Origin of the sequence: Microbacterium sp. NPDC060132 (assembly GCF_042729675.1) — a bacterium.
Lineage (GTDB): Bacteria > Actinomycetota > Actinomycetes > Actinomycetales > Microbacteriaceae > Microbacterium > Microbacterium sufflavum.
In genome coordinates this window covers 129,591-149,533 of record NZ_JBHWXU010000002.1, presented here as the reverse complement: position 1 = coordinate 149,533, position 19,943 = coordinate 129,591, and the positions used below count along the sequence as shown (strand labels likewise).

At 70.9% G+C, this 19,943-nt stretch carries 19 protein-coding genes; 10 read left to right on the top strand and 9 right to left on the bottom strand.

The window, feature by feature from the left end; translation table 11 throughout:
- Window positions 1-57: 57 nt before the first annotated feature.
- From ACFWCH_RS17205 to ACFWCH_RS17160, 10 genes are all read left to right on the top strand, one after another.
- On the top strand, window positions 58-375 hold the full coding sequence (locus ACFWCH_RS17205) for a PTS sugar transporter subunit IIB (RefSeq protein WP_136035488.1): 318 nt from the start codon (window positions 58-60) through the stop codon (window positions 373-375).
- Window positions 372-653 (top strand): HPr family phosphocarrier protein, encoded by a 282-nt coding sequence (locus ACFWCH_RS17200; RefSeq protein WP_136030342.1) that lies wholly within the window; start codon window positions 372-374, stop codon window positions 651-653. The genes ACFWCH_RS17205 and ACFWCH_RS17200 overlap by 4 nt, the downstream gene beginning before the upstream one ends.
- Window positions 650-2,335, top strand: a complete 1,686-nt coding sequence (gene ptsP / locus ACFWCH_RS17195) for a phosphoenolpyruvate--protein phosphotransferase (RefSeq protein ID WP_247639043.1) — start codon at window positions 650-652, stop codon at window positions 2,333-2,335. The genes ACFWCH_RS17200 and ptsP overlap by 4 nt, the downstream gene beginning before the upstream one ends.
- Complete coding sequence (locus ACFWCH_RS17190; RefSeq protein ID WP_136030346.1) at window positions 2,332-3,966, top strand: PTS mannitol transporter subunit IICB; 1,635 nt, start codon at window positions 2,332-2,334, stop codon at window positions 3,964-3,966. The genes ptsP and ACFWCH_RS17190 overlap by 4 nt, the downstream gene beginning before the upstream one ends.
- A complete protein-coding gene (locus tag ACFWCH_RS17185) occupies window positions 3,963-4,397 on the top strand; it encodes a PTS sugar transporter subunit IIA (RefSeq protein WP_378803921.1) in 435 nt (144 codons plus the stop codon). Before ACFWCH_RS17190 ends, ACFWCH_RS17185 begins: the two co-directional genes overlap by 4 nt.
- Window positions 4,394-5,551: a mannitol-1-phosphate 5-dehydrogenase gene (locus tag ACFWCH_RS17180; RefSeq protein WP_378803920.1), complete on the top strand. Its 1,158-nt coding sequence runs from the start codon at window positions 4,394-4,396 to the stop codon at window positions 5,549-5,551. The genes ACFWCH_RS17185 and ACFWCH_RS17180 overlap by 4 nt, the downstream gene beginning before the upstream one ends.
- 96 nt (window positions 5,552-5,647) lie before the next feature.
- Complete coding sequence (locus tag ACFWCH_RS17175) at window positions 5,648-6,940, top strand: flavin-containing monooxygenase (RefSeq protein WP_378803919.1); 1,293 nt, start codon at window positions 5,648-5,650, stop codon at window positions 6,938-6,940.
- Complete coding sequence (locus ACFWCH_RS17170; RefSeq protein WP_378803918.1) at window positions 6,937-7,887, top strand: bile acid:sodium symporter family protein; 951 nt, start codon at window positions 6,937-6,939, stop codon at window positions 7,885-7,887. Before ACFWCH_RS17175 ends, ACFWCH_RS17170 begins: the two co-directional genes overlap by 4 nt.
- Window positions 7,887-8,843 carry an SDR family oxidoreductase gene (locus tag ACFWCH_RS17165; RefSeq protein WP_378803917.1) on the top strand — a complete coding sequence of 319 codons (957 nt, stop codon included), beginning with the start codon at window positions 7,887-7,889 and terminating at the stop codon, window positions 8,841-8,843. Before ACFWCH_RS17170 ends, ACFWCH_RS17165 begins: the two co-directional genes overlap by 1 nt.
- A 10-nt stretch (window positions 8,844-8,853) precedes the next feature.
- Window positions 8,854-9,600, top strand: a complete 747-nt coding sequence (locus ACFWCH_RS17160; protein ID WP_247639045.1) for an alpha/beta hydrolase — start codon at window positions 8,854-8,856, stop codon at window positions 9,598-9,600.
- A 10-nt stretch (window positions 9,601-9,610) separates the two neighbouring features.
- Here the strand turns inward: ACFWCH_RS17160 and ACFWCH_RS17155 are convergent, their stop codons facing one another.
- The 9 genes from ACFWCH_RS17155 to ACFWCH_RS17115 all read right to left on the bottom strand — a co-directional run bounded on the left by ACFWCH_RS17155 (window position 9,611) and on the right by ACFWCH_RS17115 (window position 19,801).
- The gene (locus ACFWCH_RS17155) at window positions 9,611-10,462 is read right to left on the bottom strand and encodes a carbohydrate kinase family protein (RefSeq protein WP_240744532.1); all 852 of its coding nucleotides are present in this window, start codon (window positions 10,460-10,462) and stop codon (window positions 9,611-9,613) included.
- A gap of 3 nt (window positions 10,463-10,465) precedes the next feature.
- Window positions 10,466-11,587 (bottom strand): polysaccharide deacetylase family protein, encoded by a 1,122-nt coding sequence (locus tag ACFWCH_RS17150; RefSeq protein WP_247981940.1) that lies wholly within the window; start codon window positions 11,585-11,587, stop codon window positions 10,466-10,468.
- Window positions 11,588-11,589: 2 nt separating this feature from the next.
- Window positions 11,590-12,705, bottom strand: coding sequence for an adenosine deaminase (locus ACFWCH_RS17145; protein ID WP_136030362.1), 1,116 nt, complete (start codon window positions 12,703-12,705; stop codon window positions 11,590-11,592).
- 50 nt (window positions 12,706-12,755) lie between these two features.
- On the bottom strand, window positions 12,756-14,048 hold the full coding sequence (locus ACFWCH_RS17140) for a thymidine phosphorylase (protein ID WP_136030364.1): 1,293 nt from the start codon (window positions 14,046-14,048) through the stop codon (window positions 12,756-12,758).
- On the bottom strand, window positions 14,045-14,443 hold the full coding sequence (locus ACFWCH_RS17135; protein ID WP_136030366.1) for a cytidine deaminase: 399 nt from the start codon (window positions 14,441-14,443) through the stop codon (window positions 14,045-14,047). Before ACFWCH_RS17135 ends, ACFWCH_RS17140 begins: the two co-directional genes overlap by 4 nt.
- Before the next feature lie 25 nt (window positions 14,444-14,468).
- Entirely contained in the window at window positions 14,469-15,755 is a 1,287-nt protein-coding gene (locus tag ACFWCH_RS17130; protein WP_378803916.1) for an ABC transporter permease, read from the bottom strand.
- A complete protein-coding gene (locus tag ACFWCH_RS17125) occupies window positions 15,752-17,071 on the bottom strand; it encodes an ABC transporter permease (protein WP_136030370.1) in 1,320 nt (439 codons plus the stop codon). Before ACFWCH_RS17125 ends, ACFWCH_RS17130 begins: the two co-directional genes overlap by 4 nt.
- Complete coding sequence (locus tag ACFWCH_RS17120; protein ID WP_247639049.1) at window positions 17,068-18,582, bottom strand: ABC transporter ATP-binding protein; 1,515 nt, start codon at window positions 18,580-18,582, stop codon at window positions 17,068-17,070. Before ACFWCH_RS17120 ends, ACFWCH_RS17125 begins: the two co-directional genes overlap by 4 nt.
- Window positions 18,583-18,688: 106 nt before the next feature.
- Window positions 18,689-19,801, bottom strand: coding sequence for a BMP family protein (locus tag ACFWCH_RS17115; RefSeq protein ID WP_136030376.1), 1,113 nt, complete (start codon window positions 19,799-19,801; stop codon window positions 18,689-18,691).
- Window positions 19,802-19,943: the final 142 nt, after the last annotated feature.

Sequence of the window (19,943 nt, the reverse complement as noted above, 5' to 3'; positions counted from 1 at the left end):
CGTGTTGGCGCGACCCCGCTCCGCGTTCTCAGACTGTTCTCAGGAAAGGCGGCATCGATGAGGATCCTCGTGGTGTGCGGCGCTGGCGCGTCGAGCACGTTCGTCGCGCAGCGGTTGCGCAGGGCGGCGGAATCCGTCGGCCTGGACTGGGATGCGGCGGCCGGAACGGAGAGCTCCGTCGCCGCAGGGCGCCACGACCTCGTGCTCATCGGCCCGCACCTCGGCGACCGGCTCGCCGACATCCGCCGCGCCGCCGACGGCCCGGTGGCTCTGCTGCCCGACGACGTCTTCGCCGACCGCGACGGCAGCCGCACCCTCCGGCTCGCCCGCTCGATCCTCGCCGACGCCGGCGAGACACCGAAAGGAACACCATGACCGCCACTCGCACCGTCCGGATCGGCTCCTCGCACGGCCTGCACGCCCGCCCCGCGAAGATCTTCGCGCAGGCGGCCAAGGATTCCGGTCTCGCTGTGACCATCGCGAAGGACTCCGGCAAGCCGGTCAACGCCGCCAGCATCCTCGGCGTCATCGCGCTCGCGGTCGAGCACGGCGACTACGTCACGCTCACGGCCGAGGGCGACGGCGCGGAGGACGTGCTGGACACGCTCACCGAGCTGCTGACCACCGATCACGATCAGGACGCGGCCGGATGAGCGAGCTGCGCGGGGTGGGAATCGGCCTCGGCGTCGCCCAGGGACCGGTCGTCCGGATGACCGAGGCGCTGCCGGCGCCGGACGACTCGCCCAGCACCGCGGGCGCCGATGCCGAGCGCGCGCGAGCCCGCGAGGCCGTCGCCACGGTGGCGCGGGAGCTGACCGCGCGCGGCGAGGCCGCCGGAGGAGCGGCGCAGGAGGTGCTCGAGGCGCAGGCCATGATCGCCGAGGACCCGACGCTGCAGGACGAGGTGGATGCCCGCATCGACGGCGGCGCCACCGCGGAGTGGGCCGTGCACGACGCGTTCGCCGGGTTCCGCGCGACGCTGGAGGCCGTGGGCGGCTACCTCGGGGAGCGCGCCGCCGACCTCGACGACATCGCCCAGCGCGTGCTCGCCCGCCTGCGCGGGGTCGACGCCCCCGGCGTGCCGAACCCCGGGCACCCGTTCGTGCTGGTCGCGCGCGACCTCGCCCCGGCGGACACCGCGCTGCTCGACCTCGACCAGGTGCTCGCGCTCATCACCACCGACGGCGGCCCCACGTCGCACACCGCGATCCTCGCCCGTGAGAAGGGCATCGTCGCGATCGTCGGGGCGTCCGAGGGCACCGCCCTCACCACGGGCGAGACCGTGATCGTCGACGCCGCTGCCGGGGTCGTGACCCGCGAGCCCAGCACCGAGGCCCTCGCCCGAGCCGCGGAGCGCGCCGCGGCCCGACGCTCGGCCGTCGATGCACCAGCCACTCCCGGCGCCCTCGCCGACGGCACGCCCATCGCGCTGCTGGCGAACCTGGGGAAGCCTGCGGACGCCGCCGATGCGGTCGCTCGGGGGGCCGAGGGCGTCGGGCTGTTCCGCACCGAGTTCCTGTTCCTCTCGGCGTCCCAGGCCCCGACGGTGGCGCAGCAGCGCGAGTCGTACCGCGAGCTCCTGGCGGCGTTCCCCGGCCGGAAGGTCGTGGTGCGCATGCTCGACGCGGGCGCCGACAAGCCCCTGGCCTTCCTCAACGACGCGCACGAGGAGAACCCGGCCCTGGGGCTCCGCGGCCTCCGGGCGCTGCGGGCGAGCGAGGACATCCTGCGCGAGCAGCTCACGGCGCTCGCGGAAGCCGACGCCGAGACCGACGCCGACCTGTGGGTCATGGCGCCCATGGTCGCGACGGTCGAGGAGACCGTGTACTTCACGGGGCTCGCACGCGAGTACGGGCTGAAGACCGCCGGGGTCATGGTCGAGGTCCCGTCCAGCGCCCTGCTGGCCGACCGGGTGCTCGCCCACGCGGACTTCGCCTCGATCGGCACCAACGACCTGACGCAGTACACGATGGCGGCCGACCGCCTGCTCGGCTCGGTCGCGTCGTTCCAGGACCCGTGGCACCCCGCGGTGCTCCGCCTGGTGCGCGAGGTCGGCGCGGCCGGTGCCCGTCTCGGCAAGCCCGTGGGCATCTGCGGGGAGGCCGCGGCCGACCCCCTCCTCGCCGTCGTGCTCGTGGGTCTCGGGGCGACCAGTCTCTCGATGGCGCCGTCCGCGTTGGCCGACGTGCGCCGCGCCCTCTCCGAACGCACCGCATCCGACGCGCTCAGCCTGGCGGAAGCCGCGCTGGACGCCGACGACGCCTCCTCCGCCCGAACCGCCGTGGCGACCCTCGCCGCGGCACTCCCCCCTCACCAGAAAGAGACGACATCATGACGACGACGTCACCTGCCGCCACGAGACCCGGCGGCCTCCGCCTGGGTGTCCAGCGCTTCGGCACCTTCCTCTCGGGCATGATCATGCCGAACATCGCGGCCTTCATCGCCTGGGGCTTCATCACGATGCTCTTCATCCCCGCCGGCTTCTTCGGCGCGGACAGCCCCTTCGGCTGGCACTGGGCCGGGGTCGCCGAGATCATCGGCGGCGGCGGCGACTCGGCCGTGATCGGCTGGCAGGGTGCCATGACCGCGGTGGCCGAGGGAGACGGCGGCAACATCCTGGCGTACGTCGGGCTGGTCGGCCCGATGGTCACGTACCTGCTGCCGCTGCTGATCGCCAACACCGCGGGCCGCCTGGTCTACGGCGAGCGCGGTGGCGTCGTCGCCACGATCGCCACGGTCGGCGTGATCGTCGGCACGAACATCCCGATGTTCCTCGGCGCCATGATCATGGGACCGATCGCCGCATGGCTCACGAAGCAGATGGATCGCCTGTGGGACGGCAAGATCCGCCCCGGGTTCGAGATGCTCGTGAACAACTTCTCGGCGGGCATCCTCGGCATGATCCTCGCGATCGTCGGCTTCTTCGCGTTCGGACCGGTCATGCTCGGCATCAGCACCGCGCTGGGCGCCGCCGTCGACTGGCTCGTGGGACTGAACCTGCTGCCGCTGGTGTCGATCATCGTCGAGCCCGCGAAGGTGCTGTTCCTCAACAACGCCATCAACCACGGCGTGTTCACCCCGCTCGGCATCGAGCAGGCGACCGAGACCGGCAAGTCGATCCTGTTCCTCATCGAGGCGAACCCCGGTCCGGGCATCGGCCTGCTGCTGGCGTTCAGCTTCTTCGGGGTCGGTGCCGCGCGGGCGTCCGCGCCCGGTGCCGCGATCATCCAGTTCTTCGGCGGCATCCACGAGATCTACTTCCCGTACGCGCTGAGCAAGCCGGCGACGATCCTCGCCCTGATCGCGGGTGGAGCGACCGGTGTCACCACGAACATGCTCCTCGGCGGAGGCCTGGCCTTCCCGGCGGCGCCCGGCAGCATCATCGCGGTGACCGCCGCGGCGATCGGCCCCGGCGTCGCGAACCTGCTCGTGGTCTACCTGTCCGTCATCCTCGCTGCCGCCGTCACGTTCCTGCTCACCGCCGTGATCCTGCGGGCCTCGCGCAAGCGCGACCTCGCGGCGGAGGGCGACACGTTCGGCGCGGCGATCGCGCAGACCGAGGCGAACAAGGGCAAGTCGTCCGCCGCGATGGACGCGCTGCGCACCTCGTCGGGCGCTGCGACAGCCACCGCCGCGACCGAGGCGCCCGCGACCGCGGTCGCCGACCGGCCGATCTCCACGATCGTGTTCGCGTGCGACGCCGGCATGGGCTCCTCGGCCATGGGCGCCAGCGTGCTCCGCAACAAGATCAAGAAGGCCGGGATCGAGGGCGTCACCGTGACCAACGCGGCGATCGCCAACCTCGACGGCACCGCCGACCTGGTGATCACGCAGCAGCAGCTCACGGAGCGGGCGCAGACGAAGTCGCCGAACTCCATCCACGTCTCCGTCGACAACTTCATGAACTCGCCGAAGTACGAAGAGGTCGTCGAGATGGTCAGGGAACAGCGAAAGGACGAAGAATGAGCGTGCTCACCCTCGAGCAGATCCGGATCCACCCGTCGGGTGCGACGCGGGACGACGCCCTCCAGGAGGCGACGGACATCCTCGTCGCCGCCGGAGCGGTCACCCCCGCCTACGTCGACGCGATGCGGCAGCGCGAGCAGACCGTGTCGACCTACATGGGCAACGGGCTCGCGATCCCGCACGGCACCAACGACGCGAAGGACGCCATCCTCGCCTCGGCCCTCTCGGTCGTGCGCTACGACGGCGGCGTCGACTGGGACGGCGAGCAGGCGACCTTCGTGATCGGCATCGCCGGTGACGGTGACGAGCACCTGGAGATCCTGTCGCGCATCGCGATCCTTTTCTCGGACGAGGACGACGTCGCGAAGCTCGCCGCGGCGCAGACCCCGGAGGAGCTCTACACGCTCCTGTCGGAGGTGAACGAGGCATGAAGGCGGTCCACTTCGGGGCCGGCAACATCGGGCGCGGATTCGTCGGCCTGCTGCTGCACGAGGGCGGGTACGAGGTCGTGTTCTCGGATGTCGCCGGGGCTCTCGTCGACGCCATCAACGCGGTCGACGAGTACACCGTGCACGAGGCCGGCCCCGGGGGGACCGATCACGTCGTCACCGGGTTCCGCGCGGTGAACAGCCGCACCGACCCCGATGCCGTCGCGGAGGAGGTGGCGACCGCGGACGTCGTCACCACGGCCGTGGGACCGACGGTGCTGCGCTTCGTGGCGCCGTCGATCGTCGCGGGGCTCGCGCTCCGCTCCCCCTCGGCCGCGCCGCTGCAGGTCATGGCGTGCGAGAACGCGATCGGCGCCACCGACCAGCTGCGCGCCGAGGTCGCCGCGGCCGCCGGGCCCGACGCCGAGGCCCTGCTGTCGCGCGCGGTGTTCGCGAACACCGCGGTGGACCGCATCGTGCCCGCGCAGCCCGAGGGCGCGGGCGTCGACGTCACGGTGGAGCCGTACGTGGAGTGGGCCATCGAGTCGGGGCCGTTCGGGGAGGCGCCGCCGCACATCCCGGGGGCGCACTTCGTCGCGGACCTCGCGCCGTACATCGAGCGCAAGCTGTTCACGGTGAACACGGGACACGCCGCGACCGCGTACTTCGGCGCTCGCGCGGGCATCGAGCGCATCTCGGACGCGCTGGCCGACCCCGACATCGCCGCCCGGGTGTCCGCGGCACTGCAGGAGACATCGGCCGTGCTCGCGGCGGTGCACGGTCTCGATCCGGCCGAGCTCGCCGCGTACCGCGCCACGATCCTCGACCGGTTCCGCAACCCGGAACTGGTCGACACGGTGCAGCGCGTGGGGCGGCAGCCGCTGCGCAAGATCTCCCGCCACGAGCGTTTCATCGGCCCCGCCGCGATGGCCGCGGAGCGCGGGCTGCCGACCGGGGCGCTGGTGGCCGCCGTCGCCGCCGCTCTCGAGTTCGACGACCCCGCGGATGAGCAGTCCGTCGAGATCCAGGCGCTCCTGCGCAGCGAGGACGCCGGAGCGTTCACGACCCGCGCCACCGGACTCGACCCCGAACACCCGCTGTACGACGCGGTGCGCGAGGCCGTCGCCGCCCGGCAGGCCGTCCTGCGCGACACCTGATCCCGCCGCGGCGACCGTCCACGACGCGCCCCCGCGCACCGCTACGATCGGTGCGCGGGGGCGTTTTTTCGAGCACAGCGACGTGCGGGGAGCGGGATGAACAGATACGCCGTGATCGGCGCGGGGCCATCGGGCCTGGCAGCAGCCAGAGCGCTGCAGAAGCGCGGCATCGCCGTGGACGGGTACGACGCGTCGCACGGCGTCGGCGGCCTATGGGACATCGACAACCCGCGCAGCACAATGTACGAGTCCGCGCACCTGATCTCCTCGCGCACCACGACCGAGTTCGCGGAGTTCCCGATGCGGACCACCGCGGACTACCCGGGGCACCGCGTGCTCAAGGGGTACTTCACCGACTACGCCGAGCACTTCGGCCTGACAGGGCTGTTCCGCTTCGACACGGCCGTGACCAGGCTCGAACCCCGCGACGGCGGCTGGGACCTCACCGCCACGGGACCGGACGGCGAGCACACCCGGTGGTACGCGGGCGTGGTGCTCGCGAACGGCACGCTCGCCACGCCGAACGTCCCCTCGTTCCGCGGTGCGTTCACGGGCGAGCTGCAGCACACCAGCGCGTACCGGTCGCCGCAGCAGCTCGCGGGGAAGCGCGTTCTGCTGATCGGCGCGGGCAACTCGGGGTGCGACATCGCCGTCGACGCCGTGCACCATGCGGCGTCGGTCGACATGAGCGTGCGCCGCGGCTACTACTTCGTGCCGCGCTACCTGTTCGGGCGTCCCAGCGACACGCTCAACCAGGGCCGACCGCTGCCCGCCCGGCTCAAGCAGGCGATCGACACCCGCGTGCTGCGGGCGTTCACGGGCGATCCGGTACGGTTCGGCTTCCCCCGGCCCGACTACCGGCTGTACGAGTCGCACCCGATCGTGAACACGCTCGTCCTGAACCACCTCGGCCAAGGCGACCTGCGCATCCGACCCGACATCGACCGCTTCGACGGCTCCACGGTGCACTTCCGCGACGGGAGCGCGGACGACTACGACCTGGTCCTGCTCGCCACCGGCTACCGCCTCGACTACCCGTTCGTCGATCCGGAGCACCTGCACTGGCGCGGGGCGGCCCCGAGGCTGTTCCTGAATGTGTTCCCCTCCTCCTTCAACGGGCTGTTCGTGATGGGCATGATCGAGGCGTCGGGGATCGGATGGCAGGGGCGCTACGAGCAGGCCGAGCTCCTCGCCTCCTACCTGCACGCGGTGGAGACGGCTCCCGAGCGCGGCGCGCGATTCCGCGAGCGGGTGACCGGGGCCCCGTGGCCGGACGTGACCGGCGGCTACCACTACCTCGGCCTCGACCGGATGGCCTACTACGTGAACAAGGACGCCTATCGCCGCGCGGTCCGGCAGGAGCGGCAGTCGCTGGAGGCCGGGGCGTGAACGTCGACGACGTGGTGCTCTCCTTCACCCCCGGCACGCTCACGATCCTCAACGTGGTGCTCGGCCTGATCATGTTCGGCATCGCGCTGGACACGTCACCGCAGGACTTCCGCGTCGTGGCGAAGCACCCGAAGCCGTTCGCGATCGCGATCCTCGCCCAGCTCCTGCTGCTCCCCGTCGCGACGTTCCTGCTCACGCTGGTGCTGCCCGTCCCGCCGTCGATGGCGTTGGGGATGCTGCTGGTCGCGTGCTGTCCGCCCGGCAACATCTCGCAGGTGCTCACGCATCGCGCGGGCGGCAACGTCGCGCTGTCCGTGTCGCTCACGGCGGTCGGCAACCTGGTCTACATCGTCGCGATGCCGCTGAGCATCACGTTCTGGGGGTCGCTGCACCCGACCGCACGCACGCTGCTGCGCGACATCTCGCTCGACCCGTGGCGCATGCTGCTCGAGATCCTGCTGATCGTCGGTCTCCCGTTCGCCCTCGGGCTGCTGCTGCGGGCGAAGCTGCCGGGGGTGAGCGCGCGCGTGCAGCCCTTCGTGAAGTGGTTCAGCCTGCTCGCACTGCTGGGCTTCATCGTGGCCGCCCTGGTCGGCAACTGGACGGTGTTCATGCAGGTGCTCGGCATCATCCTCCTGGTGGTCGCCGTGCACGATGCGGTCGCGCTGGCCCTCGGTTACGGCACGGCCGTGGTCGGCGGACTGGGCACCCGCGAGCGCAAGGCCATGACCTTCGAGGTGGGCATCCGCAACGCCGGGCTCGGCCTGGGCCTGGTCTTCCTCTTCTTCGACGGGCTGGGCGGCATGGCCATCGTGGCGGGCTGGTGGGGCATCTGGGACATCATCGCCGGACTCGTGCTCGCCGGGCTGTGGGCGCGGCACACCCGACGGCGGACCGGAAGCCCCCACGGCGATGCGAGTGGTCGCATGAGCATCGAGGCGGCCTGATGCGGCGGGTGCTGATCACGGGCGGTGCGGGTTTCCTCGGCACGCACGTCGCGAGCGCCCTCGCGCGCCGTGACGACGTGGAGCTGGTCGTGGCCGCGGATGTGCGGGACACCCCCGCGCGGGACGGCGTCGTGAACGCGCTGCTCGACGTGACCGATGCCGCAGCCGTCGCGCCCCTGCTGCGCGCCCACCGGATCGACACCGTGGTGCACCTCGCCGCGATCGTGAACCCGGGTCGCGACGTCGACCGGGAGTACCGGGTCGATGTGATCGGCTCCGCGAATGTGCTCGCCGCGTGCGTCGAGACCGGCGTCCGCCGGATCGTCGTGTCGAGCTCGGGCGCCGCGTACGGCTACCACCCCGACGCTCCCGCCTGGATCGACGAGAGCACGCCTCTGCGCGGCAACGACGCGTTCCCGTACGCGCGCCACAAACGGCTGGTCGAGGAGATGCTGTCCGACTGCCGGAGCGAGCACCCCGGACTCGAGCAGGTCGTGTTCCGCATCGGGACGATCCTCGGTCCGACCGTGCGGAATCAGATCACCGCGCTCTGGGACGGGCGGCGCATCCTGCGCATCGCGGGCTCCGACTCCCCCTTCGTGTTCGTCTGGGTCGACGACGTCGCGACGGCGATGGTGCGGGCGGCGACGGACGGACCGGCGGGGGTGTTCAACGTTGCCGGAGACGGGCGTCTCACGGTGCCGCAGATCGCCGCGCGGCTCGGCAAGCGACAGCTCGTGGTCCCCGCGTGGGCACTGGACGCGGCGCTCCGCCTGGGACGGATGCTCCGGCTCACCGAGCACGGGCCGGAGAAGGTGCCGTTCCTGCGCTGGCGGCCCGTGCTGTCCAATCGCCGACTCATCGAGGATTTCGGCTTCACGCCCACGCGCACCTCGGCGGAGGCGTTCGAGGAGTACCTGGCCACGCACCCCTCCGTCTCCCGCCGACGGGAGTAGCGTTGCCTCCGTGCAGAAGAAGCCCCGCCGCCGCATCCTGAGACGTGTCCTGTGGGCTCTGGCCATCGTGCTGGTCCTCGCGATCGGCGGTGTGCTCGCCTACACCCAGATCGGGGTCATGCCGGCCGAACCGGGTCCGCTCGCCGAGGTCCGTGACAATTCGGCGATCACCGTGACCGACGCCGACGAAGGCATCGTGCTGGAACCCGCCGACGGCGACTCGGAACGGGGCCTGGTGTTCATCCCGGGCGCCAAGGTCGATCCGTGGGCCTATGCGGCCCCGCTCCAGGGCCTCGCCGAGGAGGGCATCACGGTCGTGATCACCCGGCCGTGGTTGAACCTCGCGTTCTTCGACCCCCGCGGCCTGGACGACTTCACGTCCGCGGCGCCCGATGTCGAGTCCTGGGCCGTCGGCGGCCACTCCCTGGGCGGCGTCCGCGCCTGCCAGCTCGCCACCGCAGCCGATGCCCTGGTGCTGTTCGCGTCGTACTGCGCGAACGACCTGTCCGATTCCGAGCTCCCGGTGCTCAGCGTGGCCGGGAGCGAGGACGGCCTGTCCACTCCGGAGAAGATCGCCGATGCGCGGCCGATGCTCCCCGCCGACGCCGAACTCGTCGAGATCGACGGCGCCTCTCATGCCTCGTTCGGCGATTACGGGCCACAGGCGGGCGACGGTGAGCCGACCCTGTCCGAGGAGGAGATGCGCGCGCAGCTCACCGACATCGTGGGCGGGTTCCTGCTGTCGGTTCCCCGCTGACCGGCACCTCTCAGCCGAGGACGGGGTCGAGCAGCGGGTGCAGGTGCCGGGTGCCGAGCACGAGCGACGCCGTCCGCGCCCCGGCCTCCAGCGCGGCGGCGAGCCCGGCTCCGCCCAGTCGGGCGTCCAGCACGCCGGCGAGGAACGCGTCGCCTGCGCCGTTGGTGTCGACGACCGTGGTGGGCACCGCGCGCACGCGCACCTCGGTCCCGTCCGCATCGATCGCCACCGCGCCGTCCGCGCCGAGCGTGCACACCGCGAGCTGGGCGCCCGCGTCGACCGTGGCCCGCAGGAACTCCACCGGAGAGTCCAGGCGGTCGGCGTTGCAGAACACGGCATGCGCGGCGGCGAGGAACGGCCGGTGGAACGCGGCCGTGCCGTCGTAGTCGTGCACGTCCACCCAGAGCGGCGTGCCGCTCCGCCGTGCCAGCGGGAGCAGGCGCAACGGTTCAGCGGCCAGGTCAAGCACGACCGCGTCCGCCACCGCCAGCTCTGCCGCCAGGGCCGCATCGTCGCGCCCGTCGCCCGCCTCCGGCGTCGCCAGGTACAGCGACACGCGCTCCCCCGCCCTCGTCATGAGGTTCAGGTGGCGCTCCGTCACGCCGTCCGACCAGTGCACGGGCACTCCGGCAGCGGCCAGGGCGTCGCGCACCCGCCGGCCGTCGTCGTCCGACCCCGCGATCGCGTGCAGCGCCACCGCGCGCCCGAGCCCGGTCAGGCTCAGCGCCTTGCCCGCACTCGTGCCGCCGACCGTCTCCCAGCTGTCCTCGGCGAACTGCATGTGCGGTTCCGGCTCCGGCAGCCGGTCGAGCACGACGATCCTGTTCCAGGCGGCGGGACCGACGATGACGACCGCGGCCACGCGTCAGCCGATCCGCGACACCAGGGCGTCGAGCCCCATGCCGTAGTCGATGCGCACCACGGGAAGCGCGAGCTTGTCCGTACCGATCTGCACGTACCCGGGCTCGATCGTCCGCGCCATCTCGAAGCCGGCCTGCGCCACGCCCTGCTTCGCCGTGTCGTTGTAGTGTCCGAAGGGGTAGGCCATGACCTCGCGGACGCCCAGCACGTCGCCCGAGGCGTTGAGGTCGGCGGCGATCTGATCGGCCGTCCAGTTCACCATCCGCCCCTTGCCGTTCTCCCCCGCCTGGTGCATGTCGTTGGTGTGCGAGCGCCGCAGCACGTAGATCGACGGGGGCGGATCGGTCCGGTAGGCCGTGATCATGAACGAGGTCGACAGCAGGCGGTACTTGTCGATCACGGGCACGGCGAGGTCGAACCAGCTCTGGTCGGCGTCGTCGTCCGTGATGATGACCGAGCGCGCGGGCAGGAACAGCCGGCCGTCGATGAACGCGCTGAGCTCGTCCCACGTCGGCAGGTAGAAGCCCGTGGTGGCGATGTGGTTCATCTGCGCGTCGAAGTCGCCGATGTAGGCGTAGTTCCCGCGCAGCCAGCCCGTCTCCCCGTCCGGGTTCGATGTGAACTGGTGGTACATGAGGATCGGCACGCGCGTGCCCTCCGCCGCGTTCTCCTCCGGGGTCTTCCAGGCCGCGAACAGCTCGATCCGCTGGTCGTCGCACACCACGGGGTCGGCGCCGTTGACGCGGGCCTCCGGAGTGAAGGCCGCCGCGTCTGCCGCCGTCGGGTACCACCCGGCGAACACCTTCCCCGCCACGGCCGGGATCGGCAGCGCGACGTACAGGCCGTTCTGCCACTGCAGCTGCGGATCCGCCGGGGCGCCCTCGCCGGCGAAGCTCACGGCACACGCCAGCGGGTTGTCGGCGTCGGCCAGCAGCTGCTCGACCGCGGTCAGCGGCGTCGGCGACGGCGACGGCTCGGGGCGCGGCGACTCCGTCCGCGCCGGTGCCGCCTCGGCCGCCCCCCGGTTCAGCAGCAGGTATGCCGCCGCGCCACCCCCGACCACCAGCACGGCGGCGAGCGAGATGATCAGTGCGACGCGCCCCCGTCGCTTCCCCCCGGAAGCCACGGTCAGGCGTCGAATCCCTCGGCGATCATCTCCACGAGCTCCTCGCGTTCCTCGACGGGGAGGAACGCGGCGGCCGCGGCGTTGAACTGGAAGGTCTCGAGGTCGTCGAGGTCGTAGTCGAACGTCTCCACCAGCAGCGCCAGCTCCCGCGTGAGCGAGGTCGCGCTCATGGTGCGGTTGTCTACGTTCACGGTGACGGCGAAGCCCAGCTGGTAGAGCAGGTCGAACGGGTGGTCGGCCAGCACGTTGCCCCAGGCCGCGACGGCCCCGGTCTGCAGGTTCGACGACGGCGACAGCTCGAGCGGGATCTCGCGGTCGCGCACCCAGCGGGCGAGCTCGCCGAAGCGCACCTGCACCTCGTCGCCCTCCTGCGTGACGACCTCCAGGTCCTCCGCGATGCGCACACCGTGGCCCAGCCGCAGCGCGCGCCCGTCGAGCAGCGCCGAACGGATCGATGCGAGTCCGGCGGCCTCTCCCGCGTGAACGGTCACGGGGAAGAAGTTCTCGGCGAGGAAGTCGAACGCGGCGCGGTGGTTCGACGGCGGGAAGCCGTCCTCCGGCCCGGCGATGTCGAAGCCCACGGCACCGCGGCCGCGGAAGTCGACCGCGAGCTCCGCGATCTCCCTGGCGCGGTCGGTGTGCCGCATGGCGGTGATCAGCTGGCCGATGCGGATGCTGCGACCGTTGCGGTCGGCGGCGTCCTCGCCCTCCTCGATGCCCTGCTGCACGGCCTCCACGGCCTGTTCCAGCGTGAGCCCCGCGGCCTGGTGCTGCTCGGGCGCCCAGCGCACCTCTCCGTAGATCACGCCGTCGGCCGCGAGATCCTGCACGAACTCGCGCGCGACCCGGGTGAGCCCTTCGCGCGTCTGCATGACGGCCGTCGTGAGGTCGAATGTCTTCAGGTATTCGACCAGCGAGCCGGAGTCGCTCTGCTTCGCGAACCAGGTGCCCAGCGCGCGCGGGTCGTTCTCCGGCACGTCGAGCCCGATGGCGTCCGCGAGTTCGATGATCGTCGCCGGCCGCACGGCCCCGTCGAGGTGGTCGTGCAACGACACCTTGGGCAGGCTCCGCAGGGAGACGCCGTTCAGGCTGGCATCGCCGTTCGCATCGATCGACATGGGGATCCTCTCGGTCGCGGGACTTCGGTTTCAGGCTACCGTCCGCGGCCTCAGGCCGTGATGCGCTCGCGGACGATCGGCCCGGCCTCCGGGGCCCGGTCGCCGAGCTCCCACGCCCCCTCCAGCGCCTCGATCGCGCGGGGGAACCGTGCCTCGTCGGCCGCGGACAGGGTGAACAGCGGCTGCCCGGCGGTCACGCGGTCGCCCGGCTTGGCGTGCAGGTCGATGCCGGCCTCGTGGATGACCGGATCCTCGGCCCTGGCCCGCCCGGCACCGAGGCGCCACGCGGCGATCCCGAAGGGCAGCGCGTCCATGCGCGTCACGACACCGTCGGACGCGGCGGTCACGACGTGCGTCTCCCTCGCGACCGGGAGCGCGGCGTCGGGGTCGCCGTCCTGCGCGCGGATCATGGCCTTCCAGCTGTCCATCGCGCGGCCGTCGTCGAGAGCGGCCTCCACGTCGGCGTCGGGCTGCCCGGCGAGGGCGAGCATCTCCCTGGCGAGGGCGACGGTCAGTGCCCGCACGTCGTCCGGGCCTCCGCCCGCCAGGATCTCGACGGACTCGCGCACCTCGTTGGCGTTGCCGATCGCGCGGCCCAGCGGCACGTTCATGTCCGTGAGCAGCGCGGTCGTGGCGACGCCGGAGTCGGTGCCGAGTGCGACCATCGTGCGTGCGAGCTCCCGCGCGCGGTCGATGTCCTGCATGAAGGCGCCGGAGCCGAACTTCACGTCGAGCACGAGCGCGTCGGTGCCCTCGGCGATCTTCTTCGACATGATGCTCGACGCGATCAGCGGGATCGCCTCGACCGTCCCCGTCACGTCGCGCAGCGCGTACAGCTTCTTGTCGGCGGGGGCGAGGCCGGAACCCGCGGCGCAGATCACCGCCCCCACGTCGCCCCGCATCTGGGCGAACATCTCCTCGTTGCTGAGCGCGGCGCGCCAGCCGGGGATCGCCTCGAGCTTGTCGAGCGTGCCCCCGGTGTGACCGAGGCCGCGTCCGCTGAGCTGCGGAACGGCCACGCCGAACGAGGCCACCAGCGGTGCGAGCGGCAGGGTGATCTTGTCGCCGACACCACCCGTGGAGTGCTTGTCGACCGTGGGCTTGCCGAGGGTCGCGAAGCTCATCCGCTCGCCGGAGGCGATCATGGCGTCGGTCAGCACGCGGATCTCGTCGCGCTCCATGCCCCGCTGGAACACCGCCATCGCGAACGAGGCCATCTGCGCGTCCGAGACGTAGCCGCGCGTGTACGCGTCGACCATCCAGCGCAGCGCCGGCTCCGGCACCGCCCCGCCGTCGCGCTTGGCGCGGATCACATCCACGGCGTCGAACGGCTCAACGGTCATCGTGCGTCCTCCAGGTCGCGCGGCCCGAACGCATCGGGCAGCACCTCGTCGATCGTGCGGATGCCGGAGACGGTCTCCAGCAGCATGCCGGGCACGGCGTGTTCGTACAGCAGCTGGCGGCACCGGCCGCACGGCATGATCGTGTCGCCGTCGTTGTTGACGCACACGAACGCCACGAGCTGCCCACCGCCCGACATGTGCAGGTCGCCGACGAGCGCGCACTCCGCACACAGCGTGACGCCGTACGAGGCGTTCTCCACGTTGCAGCCCGCGACGATGCGTCCGTCGCTGACGAGGGCGGCCGCTCCCACGCGGTAGCGCGAGTACGGCGCGTACGCCTTCGTCATCGCGTCGGCGGCGACCTGGCGCAGCTCGTCCCAGTCGATGTCGGTCATGACGGTCGTTCCTTCTTCCTGCGTCCTACGACTTGATGTACGGCTTGCCGTCGGCGGCAGGCGCCTTGATCTGCCCGGCGAACCCGGCGACCGCGAGCAGCGTCACCACGTACGGCAGCATCAGCATGAACTCGCCAGGGATCGGCGTCTTCAGGATCGACAGCAGGTTCTGCAGGTTCGTCGCGAAGCCGAACAGCAGTGCCGCCAGCGTCGCCCCGATCGGGTCCCAGCGGCCGAAGATCACCGCGGCGAGGGCGATGAAGCCGAGTCCCGCCGTCATGTCCTTGCCGAACTGCGGCACCGAGACGAGCGTGAAGTACGCACCGCCCATGCCCGCGATCGCACCGGCCAGCAGCACGTTCCAGAACCGCGTCGGGTTGACCTTGATGCCCACCGTGTCGGCGGCCTGCGGGTGCTCACCGACGGCGCGGAGCCGCAGCCCCCAGCGGGTGCGGTACAGCCCCCACGCGACGACGGCGACCGTGAGGAACATCAGGTAGCCGATGAACGTCTGGTTGAACAGCACGGGACCGATGATCGGGATGTCGCTGAGCAGCGGGATCTCGATCCGCGTGAACCGCACCGGCGTGTTCAGCTCGGCCTCGTTGGGTGCCAGGAGCGCGCCGTACAGGAACCCGGTGAGACCGGTGACGAGCACGTTCAGCACGACACCGACGATGACCTGCTCGACGAGGTACTTGATCGCGAACGCGGCGAGGACGCTGGCGACCAGCACGCCGCCGACCATCGCGCCGATCAGACCCACGAACGGGTTGCCGGTGATGCTCGACAGCAGGGCGGCCGAGAACGCGCCGAGCAGCAGCTGCCCCTCGATGGCGACGTTGACCACACCGGCGCGCTCGCCGATCACGCCGCCGAGGGCACCGAACACCAGCGGGACCGACAGCGACACCGCGCCGAACAGCAGGCTCGTGACGGGGACGAGGCCGCCCGCGGACGCCCACACCAGGAACCCGAACACCGCGAACACACCGTAGGCAGCGACCAGCCAGAGCGAGGTCGGACGATACACCCATGCCCGCAGGAACGAGGCGACCGTGATCACGACCAGCACGGCGAACACGAACCAGAAGGTCGACGAGGTGGGCAGGGCCACGTCGGGCAGTGCGAACGCCGACGACTGGTCGGAGAGCCGGAAGGTGCTGGTGCCGCTACGGGGTACCGCGAGGAACAGCAGCGCGAGCAGCACGGTCAGCACGGCGAGCACGATGGGCGCCTTGAGGTGGCGCTCCTTCACGGTCGCGAGCTGGACGGTGCCGTCTGCGGCCTCGGTCTGTGCGAGCGACATCATGCCGTCACCGCCTTCTTCGCGGCCTTGGCTCTCGCCTTGGCGGCCTTCTCCGCGTCGGACTTGGGCAGGAAGAACACGGTGCGCAGCAGCGGCGGCGCGGCGATGAACAGCACCACGAGCGACTGCACGACCAGCACGATGTCGACCGGGATGTCCTGCGCCTGCATCGAGAACGATCCGGCCTTGAGCGCGCCGAACAGGATGCCGGCGGCGAACGTGCCCCACGCGCGGCTGCGGCCGAGGAGGGCGACGGTGATCGCGTCGAAGCCGATGCCCGCGTCGATGGTCTCGGTGACGCCGGTGGTCACGGCGCCCTGCAGCTGGTTCATGCCCGCGAGTCCGGCGAGGCCTCCCGCGAAGAGCATCGCGTAGACGTAGATGCGCTGCACGCTGATGCCGGCGGCGCGGGCGGCGTGCGGGTTCTCGCCCACGGCGCGCATGCGCAGGCCGAGGGAGGAGCGCTCGAGGAGCCACCAGACGAACAGCGTCGCGATGATCACGATCACGAAGCCCACGTCCAGCAGCGGGAACTGCGGGCCGAGCAGCGTCGGGAACTGCGCCGACTCGGGTGTCGGCGAGCCGAGCGCCTGGTTCGTGCCCGGCTTCTGCAGCAGGCCGGGCGTCCGGATCATCCACAGCAGCAGGTAGTACGCGATGTAGTTGAGCATGATCGTGAGGATCACCTCGTGCGCACCCGTGCGGGCCTTGATGAGACCGGCGATCGCACCCCACAGCGCCCCGCCCGCGATGCCGGCGAGGAGCGTGACGGGCAGGTGCAGCCACAGCGGCAGGTCGAGGGAGAAGGTCAGCAGCGCCGCGACCGCGACACCGATGAGCATCTGGCCGCGCGCACCGATGTTGAACAGACCGACGCGGAACGCGAGCGCCACGCCGAGACCGGCCGCGATGAGCGGCGCGGCGAAACCGAGCGTGTTCGTCAGCGGACGGATCTGCGCGGCGAAGTCGGCTCCGCGGGCGTTGAAGATCGCGCCGCGGAAGAGCGCCTCGTAGCCGTTGTAGACGGCGTTCCAGGCCGCCGCCAACGTGTCGGTCGGACGGGCGAAGAAGTACCCGGACGCCTCCTGCACGTCTTCGTTCGTGAAGGCGATGAGGATGCCGCCCACGATGAGCGCGAGCACGATCGCCAGGATCGTGGTGACGGCGCTCCCCCGCAGGATCTCCTTCAGGACGACGTTCGCGCGGGGAGGCGGCGGGACGTCGGAGGGGTCGCGCGGCACAGTGCCGGTGCTCGTGGCGAGCTGTTCGGGTGGGAGCCCCTTGGTCGCGTCCCCTGCGCCTGGTGTCGCTCCGCTCACGCGGCCACCTCTCCTTCGGCCGCACCGGCCATCATGAGTCCGAGTGTCTCCCGGGGCGTGTCACCCGGGACGATGCCGACGATCGTGCCGCGGTACATGACCGCGATCCGGTCCGCGAGAGCTGCGACCTCGTCCAGCTCCGTGGAGACCACGACGACGGGGATCCCGGCGTCGCGCGTCTCGATGATCCGCTTGTGGATGAACTCGATCGAGCCGACGTCGACGCCGCGAGTGGGCTGCGCCGCCACGAGCAGGCGCAGGTCGCGGCTCATCTCCCGGGCGATGACCACCTTCTGCTGGTTTCCACCCGACAGCGTGCCCGCCGGGGTGTGGGGCCCCTGCGCGCGGATGTCGTACTCCTTGATGCGCTCGCGCGCGAACTCCTCGAGCACGGCGCGCTTGAGCGTGCCGGCGCGACTGAACGCCGGGTCGTCCGAGCGGTCGAGCACCAGGTTCTCGGCGACCGAGAACCCGCCGACCAGGCCGTCCTCCGTGCGGTCCTCCGGGACGAACCCGACTCCCGCGTCGAGGATGGCGCGCACGCTCTTGCCGACCAGCTCCTTGCCGTCGAGCACGATGCTGCCCTCGACGCGCGCCGCGAGACCGACGATGGCCTCCACGAGCTCGGTCTGGCCGTTGCCCTGCACGCCGGCGATCGCGAGCACCTCGCCCGGTCGCACGGTGAAGTCGACGCCGTCCACGACGATCGCGCCCCCCGTGGTGAGCACCCGCAGTCCGGACACCGCCAGCCCGCCCTCGCCGAGTCGCGGCGCCTCCTTGTGCACCGTCAGCTCGACCGCGCGGCCGACCATGAGCGAGGCGAGCTCCGCGTTCGACGCAGTCGGCGACGCCTCCCCCACGATCCGGCCGAGGCGGACGATCGTGATGGTGTCGGCGACCTCCCGCACCTCGCGGAGCTTGTGCGTGATGAACACGATCGCGGTGCCCTCGTCGCGCAGCTGCCGCATGATGCCCATGAGCTCATCGGTCTCCTGGGGGGTCAGCACCGCGGTGGGCTCGTCGAACACGAGCACCTTCGCGTCGCGCGAGAGCGCCTTGATGATCTCGACCCGCTGCTGCACGCCGACGGGCAGGTCGCCCACGATCGCGTCGGGGTCGATGTCGAAGCCGAAGCGCGCGGCGACGTCCCGCACGTGCTGGCGGGCCTTCGCGATGTCGAGGGTGCCGAGCGCCTTGGTCTGCTCGTGGCCGAGCATCACGTTCTCGGCGACCGTGAACACCGGTACGAGCATGAAGTGCTGGTGCACCATGCCGATCCCCGCAGCCATCGCGTCACCCGGGCCGCGGAAGTGCTGCACCTCGTCGTCGAGGAGGATCTCTCCCTCATCGGCCTGGTACAGGCCGTAGAGGACGTTCATGAGGGTGGACTTTCCCGCGCCGTTCTCCCCGAGGAGGGCGTGGATCTGCCCCGGTTCGACCACCAGATCGATGTGGTCGTTGGCCACGAGGCTGCCGAATCGCTTGGTGATGCCGCGAAGTTCGAGCTTCATATCTGCACCTTATCCAGAAGTGTCATTCAGGAGAATCGTCGTCCGTCCACGGCACGGGGCGAGTGGCAGCCTGCTCACCACTCGCCCCGTGTCGGACCGTTTCAGATCACGGCGAGTTCTTCGACTCCACCGTGATGTCGCCGGAGATGATCTGCTCCTGCAGCGTCTTCAGCTCGTCCATCAGGCCCTCGGGCAGCTGGGACTCGAAGTCGCCGAAGCCGGACAGCTTGACGCCCTCGTTCTCGAGCGTCCCGACGTAGGGCTCCGGGTCGAAGTCGCCCTTGGCGGCCGCGATCGTCGCGTCGTGCACAGCCACGTCGATGGCCTTCATGATCGACACGAGCGTCATGCCCGCAACACTCGGGTCGGCAACCGCGAGGTCGCTGTCCACGCCGAGCATCAGGGTGTCCTTGCCGCTGTCGGTGATGGCCGCCGCGGCGCTCTGGTAGACGGGGCCACCGACCGGGAGGATCACGTCGACACCCTGGTCGAGCACGCCCTGAGCGGTCTGCTTGGCGGTGTCGTTCGCGTCGAAGCCACCCGTGAAGGAGCCCTCCTGCGTCGCCGCATCCCATCCGAAGACCTGGACCGAAGCCGACTTGTCCTCGTTGTACTTCTCGACCCCGAGCTGGTAGCCGTCCATGAACACGGCGACCGACGGGATCTGCATGCCGCCGAAGGTGCCGACCTTGTTCACACCGCTCTGCGCCGACCACGCCGCGGCCGCGTAGCCGCCGAGGTAGGCGGCCTGAGCCGTGTCGAACACGAGGGGCTTGATGTTGGGCGCGTCGACCTCGCCGTCGAAGTCGTTGTCGGCCCAGTCATCGATGATCGCGTAGTCGATCTCGGGGTTCGCGAGCGCCGACTCGACCGTGGCGGCCGACAGCTTGAAGCCGACCGAGACGATGAGCGAGCAGCCCTCGGACACCGCGGTCTCGAGGTTCGGCGCGTAGTCGTTGTCGTTCGCCGACTCGAACTCGAGCGGCTTGATGTCGAGCTCCTCGGCGGCGCTGTCCATGCCCTCCTTGGCCGACTGGTTGAACGACTTGTCGTTCCAGCCGCCCGCGTCGGAGATCAGGCAGGGCAGGAAGTCGGAGTCGGCCGGCTTGTCCGATCCCCCGGCCTCGTCGGTCGGTGCCTGGCCGCAACCGGCGAGCGCGAAGATGACGCCCGCGGCGACGGTCGCGCCGAGAAGCTTCTTGGTGGTGGAGATGGTCAACTCATGCCTCCCTCAACGGAACCGCGACCATCGCGGATCGATCAAAGTTACCTAGTGTTTCAGCCTTCGTGCACGCACGTCGCCCCTGGCGCTGGCGAAAGGTTACAAAGCTGAAATCAACCCACCCGATGAGCACCGATCA

What these genes read in the sequence shown, in the direction of transcription:
- ACFWCH_RS17130 (WP_378803916.1), bottom strand. Translation starts at nt 15,755, where the DNA reads ATGATGTCGCTCGCACAGACCGAGGCCGCAGACGGCACCGTCCAGCTC.
- ACFWCH_RS17165 (WP_378803917.1), top strand. Translation starts at nt 7,887, where the DNA reads ATGCGGCGGGTGCTGATCACGGGCGGTGCGGGTTTCCTCGGCACGCAC.
- ptsP (WP_247639043.1), top strand. Translation starts at nt 650, where the DNA reads ATGAGCGAGCTGCGCGGGGTGGGAATCGGCCTCGGCGTCGCCCAGGGA.
- ACFWCH_RS17140 (WP_136030364.1), bottom strand. Translation starts at nt 14,048, where the DNA reads ATGACCGTTGAGCCGTTCGACGCCGTGGATGTGATCCGCGCCAAGCGC.
- ACFWCH_RS17145 (WP_136030362.1), bottom strand. Translation starts at nt 12,705, where the DNA reads ATGTCGATCGATGCGAACGGCGATGCCAGCCTGAACGGCGTCTCCCTG.
- ACFWCH_RS17190 (WP_136030346.1), top strand. Translation starts at nt 2,332, where the DNA reads ATGACGACGACGTCACCTGCCGCCACGAGACCCGGCGGCCTCCGCCTG.
- ACFWCH_RS17205 (WP_136035488.1), top strand. Translation starts at nt 58, where the DNA reads ATGAGGATCCTCGTGGTGTGCGGCGCTGGCGCGTCGAGCACGTTCGTC.
- ACFWCH_RS17175 (WP_378803919.1), top strand. Translation starts at nt 5,648, where the DNA reads ATGAACAGATACGCCGTGATCGGCGCGGGGCCATCGGGCCTGGCAGCA.
- ACFWCH_RS17200 (WP_136030342.1), top strand. Translation starts at nt 372, where the DNA reads ATGACCGCCACTCGCACCGTCCGGATCGGCTCCTCGCACGGCCTGCAC.
- ACFWCH_RS17120 (WP_247639049.1), bottom strand. Translation starts at nt 18,582, where the DNA reads ATGAAGCTCGAACTTCGCGGCATCACCAAGCGATTCGGCAGCCTCGTG.
- ACFWCH_RS17180 (WP_378803920.1), top strand. Translation starts at nt 4,394, where the DNA reads ATGAAGGCGGTCCACTTCGGGGCCGGCAACATCGGGCGCGGATTCGTC.
- ACFWCH_RS17185 (WP_378803921.1), top strand. Translation starts at nt 3,963, where the DNA reads ATGAGCGTGCTCACCCTCGAGCAGATCCGGATCCACCCGTCGGGTGCG.
- ACFWCH_RS17135 (WP_136030366.1), bottom strand. Translation starts at nt 14,443, where the DNA reads ATGACCGACATCGACTGGGACGAGCTGCGCCAGGTCGCCGCCGACGCG.